Raw genomic sequence first — 7,397 nt, 5'->3', positions numbered from 1 at the left:
GGAACCTACCTCCTCCCAGGAACCGGTCACCCATACGACGCCCGCCGGATCTCCTCCCCCGGCGGGCGTTGTCGTATGCGGAGGATCCTCATCGCATCTTGATCCCTCCCGGCCTGCATTTGATTGCACGGCACACGGCAAGAGCGTATTTGGACCCCATGACATCAAATCCCATTCATATCATCGGCGGCGGTCTCGCCGGCTCCGAAGCAGCCTGGCAGATCGCCTCCGCCGGCATTCCCGTTAAGCTGCACGAAATGCGGCCCGTCCGCGGCACCGAAGCCCACAAGACAGACGGCCTTGCCGAACTCGTTTGTTCGAATTCCTTCCGTTCCGACGATGCGCAAGCCAATGCCGTCGGTCTGCTACATGCCGAGATGCGGCTCGCCGACTCGCTGATCATGGCGTGCGCCGACGCTAACCAGGTTCCCGCCGGCAGTGCGCTGGCAGTGGATCGCGAGGGCTTCTCGCAGGCAGTCACCGCCAAGCTCGAAGCCCATCCGCTAATTACCATCGAACGCGAGGAAGTCGCTGGTTTGCCGCCTGAAGCATGGAATCAGGTCATCATCGCGACCGGCCCGCTGACCGCACCAAACCTTGCCAGCGCCATCCAGGCTCAAACCGGCGCCGACGCACTGGCCTTCTTCGACGCCATTGCGCCCATCGTCCATTTCGACACGATCGACATGAATAAGGCCTGGTTCCAATCGCGTTACGACAAGGTCGGTCCGGGCGGCACGGGCAAGGACTATATCAATTGCCCCATGGACAAGGACCAGTATTACGCCTTCGTTCAGGCGTTGATCGATGGCGGCAAGACCGAGTTCAAGGAATGGGAAGGCACGCCCTATTTCGACGGCTGTTTGCCGATCGAGGTGATGGCGGAACGCGGCGTCGAGACGCCGCGCCATGGGCCGATGAAGCCGATGGGCCTGACCAATGCCCATAATCCCCAGACCAAGGCCTATGCAGTCGTGCAGCTCCGGCAGGACAATGCGCTCGGCACGCTCTACAACATGGTCGGCTTCCAGACGAAGCTGAAGCATGCCGAGCAGGTCCGCATCTTCCGCATGATTCCGGGTCTAGAGAATGCCGACTTCGCGCGCCTCGGCGGTCTGCACCGCAACACCTACCTCAACTCCCCGACCTTGCTCGATCATTCCCTTCAGTTAAAGTCGCGGCCGGGCCTCCGTTTCGCCGGCCAGATCACCGGCTGCGAAGGCTATGTGGAGAGTTCAGCGATTGGTCTGCTCGCCGGCCGCTTTGCGGCGGCCGAACGGAACGGCACTCCCGTTTCGGTGCCGCCTTACACGACGGCTTTCGGCGCGCTGCTCGGCCACATCACCGGCGGCCACATCGTGTCGGACGATGAGCCCGGCAAACGCTCCTTCCAGCCGATGAACGTCAATTTCGGCTTGTTCCCACCGGTCGAAGCACCAAAGACGGCCGGCAAGCGTTTGCGTGGCAAGGACAAGATCGTCGCCAAGCGCCATGCGATCACCTCGCGTGCCATCGCCGATTGCCGCGAATGGCTGGGCCTTCCGGCACTGCCGGTTGTGGAAGAGGTTGCCGAAGCAGCTGAGTAGCAACAGCTACCAGCCGCGCGCCGCACTCCGCATCAAGATCCACTGACGGCGAAGATCAGACAGCGGACGAGCTTCATCGAAAGGTTTTTCCGCTTTGACTTTGCCGAGATGCGCCGGCGTCAAGGCAACGGAAAGCATAGCCGGCCGCAAGGATGCCGGCAAGACCGACGCCGCCGCAGCAAACTTACCGTAATGCTCCCGTGCCAACGCCGCCATCATGTCGACTGCGGATGCCACAACGACCGGGTTGTCACCGGCAAGAAAGCTCTCGGGCGTCAAACCGGCAGCCTTGAGCAGATCGAGCGGGACGCTGCATTTGCCGCGTGCACGGTGAAGCGGCATCAAGCGGATCAGCCCGGCAATCCCCATGGCACATCCGCCATGGCCCGCTGCCTCGGCCGCAAGGCGCGCTGCCGCCGGATCAAGCACCAGGCTTGCAAGCTGGATCATTGCCGACGCCGTCTGCCCGCAATAGGCTTCCAGTTCCGTGCGGTCCTGAAAGGGATCGGCATAGAGATCGCCGATGCGCGCATCGAGATAGGCCTCGAAGGCCGAATGCGGCAGTTTAAATTCGTTGATGGTGGCCAGCAGCGCATTGGCGAGCGGAACGCCCTCGCCGCTATAATCGCCCCCGGTCAGAACATCACGCCACCATTGCAAGCGGATCTCGCCGGGCAATGCCTCACGCACCCGCGCGGTGATCTCGGCCACTTCCGCATTGAAGGCGTAAAGCGCGAAAAGATGCGGCCGCCTTTCTTCCGGAGCGTAGAGAACGCTCAGATAGCGATCACGGTCGGACTGCGCGACATGCTCGCGGCAGATGTCGGCGTCAGCGGAGTCCATCACTCCACGCTGAACAGAGCCGCAGCGACTGCACGATCTTCCGCAAGGAGCACGTTGTAGGTCCGAACTGCCGCACCCGTCGACATCGGATCGGACGAGATGCCGAGTTCGCGGAACCGCGTCTTCAGGCTCTTGGGCAGCGGCTGCAACGACAAGCCGGTGCCCACAAGCAGAACTTCAACGCTCTTCGCCTCATCCAGAAGACGCTCGAAGTCCCCCTCTGTCAAAGCCGTCCGATCGGCCGGCTCCCAACCATATATACCGGATGGCAGGCACAGGATCGAACCGCGATGCGACATATCCGCAAAGCGGAAGCCGCCGTCGCCATAGGCTTCGATCGGCGCCCGCCCGGGGAAATGCGCCTGGCGTATTTCCAGCCCCCTCGCCATCAGCTTGGCCTCAAGACTTTGCGGCCGGAGCCCCGGCGGGAAGAGCCGTCTTTGTGTCGGCTTCCTTGTCGAACATGTTGGGCCGCAGCTTGAACAGGATCAGCAGCGGACCAGCGATGAACAGCGAGGAATAGGTGCCGACGAAGACGCCGATGATGATGGCGAACACGAAGGACGAGATCACCTCCCCGCCAAAGAAATAGAGCGACGTCAAGGCAAGCAGCGTTGTGAGCCCCGTCAGCACGGTTCGCGACAGCGTCTGGTTCAGCGCGATGTCGATCACCTGGTCGATCGGCATCTTCTTGTAGCGCCGCAGCATTTCGCGAATACGGTCGTAGATCACCACCGTATCGTTGATCGAATAGCCGATCACCGTCAGGATCGCCGCAATGCTCGACAGGTTGAACTCCAGCCCGAAGAACACATACACGCCGACGATCACGATGACGTCGTGGATCGTGGAGATCACCGCGCCGACGCCGAACTGCCATTCGAAGCGGAACCAGATATAGATCAGCAGCGCCAGCATCGACAAAACGATGCCCATCGTTCCCGTCCAGGCAAGCTCGCCGGACACAGTCGGTCCGACGACCTCGACGCGGCGGAAGTCATAGTCTTCGCTGAGTTCACCCTGCACCTTGGCGACAACCGACTGCTCGGCATTGTCGCCAGCCTGCTGCGTGCCGACGCGCACGATCATCGCGCCTTCGTTGCCGAACTCCTGAACCTGAACTTCGCCCATGTTCAGCTCACTCAACCGCGCGCGAACATCCGCCGCATCAGCCGACTTGTCCTTGGCCTGAAGCTCGATCAGCGAGCCGCCGAGGAAGTCGATGCCATAGTTGAACGGCGTGACCGCAACCATGCCGATCACGACCAGCGAGATCAGGCCGGAAAGCGCAAAGCCGACATTGCGGTAACGCATGAAGGGGATTGAGGGGTTCAACGGCAGGTAATGAACGAGACCCGCCGGATATTCCTTCGGCCGCGAGCGACGCACCCACAGCGCCACCAGCCAACGCGTCAGCGTAAAGGCGGTGAACACGGTGGTGATGATACCGATGCCCAGCGTCACGGCGAAGCCGCGAACAGGACCGGTGCCCATATAGAACAGGATCGCCGCCACGATGAAGGTCGTGACATTGGCGTCCACCACGGTCGCAAGCGCCTGCTTGAAACCCTGGTCGAAGGACTGAACCAGAGATTTCCCTTGCGCGCGCTCTTCTCGGACGCGCTCGAAGATGATGACGTTGGAGTCCACCGCCATGCCCATGGTGAGCACGATACCGGCGATACCCGGAAGCGTCAGCGTGGCGCCCAGCAGCGTCAACAGGGCCACGATCAGCGCAACGTTTGCGGCCAGCGCGATGTTGGCGATCACGCCGAGCTTGCCGTAAACCAGCAGCATGCAGACAACCACCAGCACGGCGCCGACGGCCGAAGCCAGCTTGCCGGCATTGATGGAGTCTTCACCGAGGCTCGGACCAACCGTGCGCTCTTCAACGATCGTCAGATCGGCCGGCAATGCACCGGCGCGCAGAAGAACGGCCAGATCGCTGGCGCTCTGTGCATTGAAGTTGCCCGAAATCTGGCCCTGACCGCCAAGAATCGGCTCGCGGATCTGCGGCGCGGAAACAACCTGGTTGTCGAGAATGATGGCAAACAGCTTGCCCACGTTCTGCTGCGTCGCCTGACCGAAGCGCTGTGCGCCCTGGTTGTCGAAGCGGAACGACACGGTCCACTGGTTGCTGCGCTGATCGAGCGACGGCTGCGCGTCCGTGAGGTTTTCGCCCGACACGATGACACGGTTCTCGATGAGATACGGTACGGGTGGATCATCGGTCGAATACATCACCGTTGATCCAGCCGGCGGACGGCCGCTGACGGCTTCCTGCACCGGCACGGTCTGATCCACCATCTGGAAGGTCAGCTTCGCTGTCTGGCCGAGAATATCCTTCAGACGCTGCGGATCCTGCAGACCAGGCACCTGAACCAGAATGCGGTCGGTGCCCTGGCGCTGGATGATCGGCTCGGTGGTGCCGAGCTCGTTAACGCGGCGGCCGATCACTTCAACCGACTGCTGAACGGCGGAGCTGGTACGATAAGTGATGCCCGCATCCGTCAACGTCAAACGGAACAGTCCCTGCTCCGGCTCGTCCAGAGCCAGTTCCGACACGCTGCCGGCACTGAACAGGCTGGTGGAGATCGGCGCGGTCAGGCCTTCGAGTGCTGTGCGCGCCGCATCGATCTGCTGCGAGTCGCGCACGCGGACCTGCACTGCGCGATTGGTCCCCGAAAGGCCGGAATAGCCGATCTTGGCATCCCGCAGGGTGTTGCGGATCGAATCGCGCGTCGCTTCAAGACGATCGTTGATCAGGTCCTGCTGGCTGACCTGCAACAGGATGTGCGAGCCACCCTGCAGATCGAGGCCGAGCGTCATCGCGCGCTTCGGCAACCAGCTCGGCAGCGAGTCGATCACCTGCTGAGACAACATGTTCGGAATTGAGACCACAACGCCCAAGGCTACGACTAGCCAGATCGCGAAGGTCTTCCAGCGGGAAAAATAAAGCATGTTGCCTCTATCGGCGCAAAGTCGTTACGGCGGGCATGCCGCCGCGAATGCGGTTATTTCTTGGCGTTCTGGTTGGCGACTGGTTCGCCCTTCACGCGCACATCGGCGATCGTGGAGCGCAGCGCCGTCACCTTGAGGCCGTTGCCGAGATCGACTTCGAGTTCGTTGTCGTCGATCACCTTGACGACCTTGCCGATCAGACCGCCGCCGGTGACGACGGTATCACCGCGCCGCACATTCGACAGCATGTCGCCACGCTTCTTCAGCTGGGCGCGCTGCGGACGGATGATCAGGAAGTACATGATGACGAAGATCAGGATGAACGGTAGGACGCTCATCAGGATTTCGGGTGTCCCGCCGGTTACGGATTGGGCATAGGCCGGTGTGACGAACATGCTGCGAATCTCCAGACAAAGCGATAGGCGGCAGGCCCGAGGCCTCCCGAAAGTGCGCGGACTATAGTCGCCCGCCGCGTAGAAGCAACCGCCTCACCCGCCCACTCCCGTGCTTTTCGCATGCCGTACCGCGTGGTACACCTCGACACTAATCCCTGTCCGCAAGAGAGTTACGAGTGAATATGAACGGAGCAGACCTTCAAGCGCTGAGTTCCAAGCTGGATCGTCTCATCGCAGCGATTGAACGGCTGGGGCCCCAACCCGCCCTCGCCCCCGACTTCTCCCAGGCCGATTGCTATGTGTGGTCGGCTGAGAAAACCGCGCTGGACCCCGTTCCGAACGTCAATCGTGTTGATATCGGCCTGATCAAGGGCGTCGATCATGTGCGCGATATCTTGGTCGATAACACGGAACGCTTCGCCCGCGGCCTGCCGGCCAACAACGTGCTGCTTTGGGGCGCGCGCGGCATGGGTAAATCGTCACTCGTGAAGGCTGCTCACGCCGCGATCAATCATGCGTCAGATCGCCCTTTGAAGCTGATCGAGATCCACCGCGAGGACATCGACACGCTGCCCAAGCTGCTCGGCATGCTGAAAAGCTCGGACGACCGCTTCATCCTGTTTTGCGATGACCTCTCCTTCGATCATGACGACACCTCCTACAAGTCGCTGAAGGCCGCGCTTGAAGGCGGGGTCGAGGGTCGGCCGGAAAACGTCATCTTCTATGCGACCTCGAACCGTCGCCACCTCCTGCCGCGCGACATGATCGACAATGAGCGCTCCACAGCCATCAATCCCGGCGAAGCGGTCGAGGAAAAGGTCTCGCTATCAGACCGCTTCGGCCTCTGGCTCGGCTTCCACAAATGCAGCCAGGACGATTACCTAGCGATGGTCAAAGGCTATGCGGAACACTACCGCCTTAGCATCGACGCCGATCGCCTGATTGCCGAGGCGCTGGAATGGGCCACCACGCGCGGCAGTCGCTCCGGCCGCGTTGCCTGGCAGTTCGTGCAGGATCTTGCCGGACGGCTGGGTCAGCCACTGAAAGGCTGAAACGAAAAAGCCCGCCACGCGTGAAAGCGGGCGGGCATTTCGGGGAGCCGGACTGGAGAAAACGGCTCCCGGTCGTGGATCACTAAAGCGCTATCCGGGAAGGCCTATTCCAGGAAGGTCGAAGGATCGACCGGCGAAGAATTCTTGCGCACCTCGAAATGGAGCTTCGGGCTCTCGGTGGAACCGCTCATCCCCGACAGCGCCAGTTCCTGACCGCGCTTCACGGTCTGGCCGCGCTGAACCTTCAGCGAGCTGGCATGGCCGTACACCGTGACCAGACCATTCTCGTGGCGCACCAGAACGGTGTTGCCGAATTCCTTGAGGCCGTCGCCGGCATAAATCACGACGCCATTCTCGGCAGCCTTCACCGGCGTGCCTTCCGGCACGGCGATGTCGATGCCGTCGCCAGCCTTGCCGCCGCCCTTGCCGTAGTTCGAAATGACCTTGCCGCGCACCGGCCAGCGCATCTTGCCGATACCGGTGCCGCCTGGTGCTTCCGCGTCCGAATCTTCCACGATCGCGCGCGCCGTCTGCTTAGGCGGCGTATAGGATGCCTGTTG

7 protein-coding genes are annotated in these 7,397 nt (G+C 61.8%); 2 read left to right on the top strand and 5 right to left on the bottom strand.

Features of this window, described 5'->3' with window-relative positions; translation table 11 throughout:
* Nucleotides 1-158 precede the first annotated feature (158 nt).
* A complete protein-coding gene (trmFO, locus tag RTX98_RS19095; protein ID WP_312798424.1) occupies nucleotides 159-1,586 on the top strand; it encodes a methylenetetrahydrofolate--tRNA-(uracil(54)-C(5))-methyltransferase (FADH(2)-oxidizing) TrmFO in 1,428 nt (475 codons plus the stop codon).
* Between the two features lie 6 nt (nucleotides 1,587-1,592).
* Here the strand turns inward: trmFO and RTX98_RS19090 are convergent, their stop codons facing one another.
* The 4 genes from RTX98_RS19090 to yajC are packed head-to-tail and all read right to left on the bottom strand — an operon-like array spanning nucleotide 1,593 to nucleotide 5,785.
* Complete coding sequence (locus tag RTX98_RS19090) at nucleotides 1,593-2,429, bottom strand: phytoene/squalene synthase family protein (RefSeq protein ID WP_312798423.1); 837 nt, start codon at nucleotides 2,427-2,429, stop codon at nucleotides 1,593-1,595.
* Nucleotides 2,429-2,818, bottom strand: coding sequence for an Mth938-like domain-containing protein (locus RTX98_RS19085; RefSeq protein WP_312798421.1), 390 nt, complete (start codon nucleotides 2,816-2,818; stop codon nucleotides 2,429-2,431). The genes RTX98_RS19090 and RTX98_RS19085 overlap by 1 nt, the downstream gene beginning before the upstream one ends.
* A gap of 10 nt (nucleotides 2,819-2,828) precedes the next feature.
* A complete protein-coding gene (gene secDF, locus RTX98_RS19080; protein ID WP_312798420.1) occupies nucleotides 2,829-5,390 on the bottom strand; it encodes a protein translocase subunit SecDF in 2,562 nt (853 codons plus the stop codon).
* Between the two features lie 53 nt (nucleotides 5,391-5,443).
* Nucleotides 5,444-5,785: a preprotein translocase subunit YajC gene (gene yajC, locus RTX98_RS19075; RefSeq protein WP_189502301.1), complete on the bottom strand. Its 342-nt coding sequence runs from the start codon at nucleotides 5,783-5,785 to the stop codon at nucleotides 5,444-5,446.
* 182 nt (nucleotides 5,786-5,967) lie between these two features.
* On the opposite strand from yajC, the gene RTX98_RS19070 reads away from it, so the two are divergent.
* Complete coding sequence (locus RTX98_RS19070) at nucleotides 5,968-6,837, top strand: ATP-binding protein (protein ID WP_312798419.1); 870 nt, start codon at nucleotides 5,968-5,970, stop codon at nucleotides 6,835-6,837.
* Between the two features lie 104 nt (nucleotides 6,838-6,941).
* Here RTX98_RS19070 and RTX98_RS19065 read toward each other — a convergent pair.
* The coding region (locus RTX98_RS19065; protein ID WP_312798418.1) for a M23 family metallopeptidase at nucleotides 6,942-7,397 on the bottom strand (456 nt) is incomplete at its 5' end.

The sequence above is a fragment of the Tianweitania sp. genome, assembly GCF_032053605.1.
Classification (GTDB): domain Bacteria; phylum Pseudomonadota; class Alphaproteobacteria; order Rhizobiales; family Rhizobiaceae; genus Tianweitania.
This window is presented reverse-complemented; position numbering and strand designations above follow the sequence as displayed.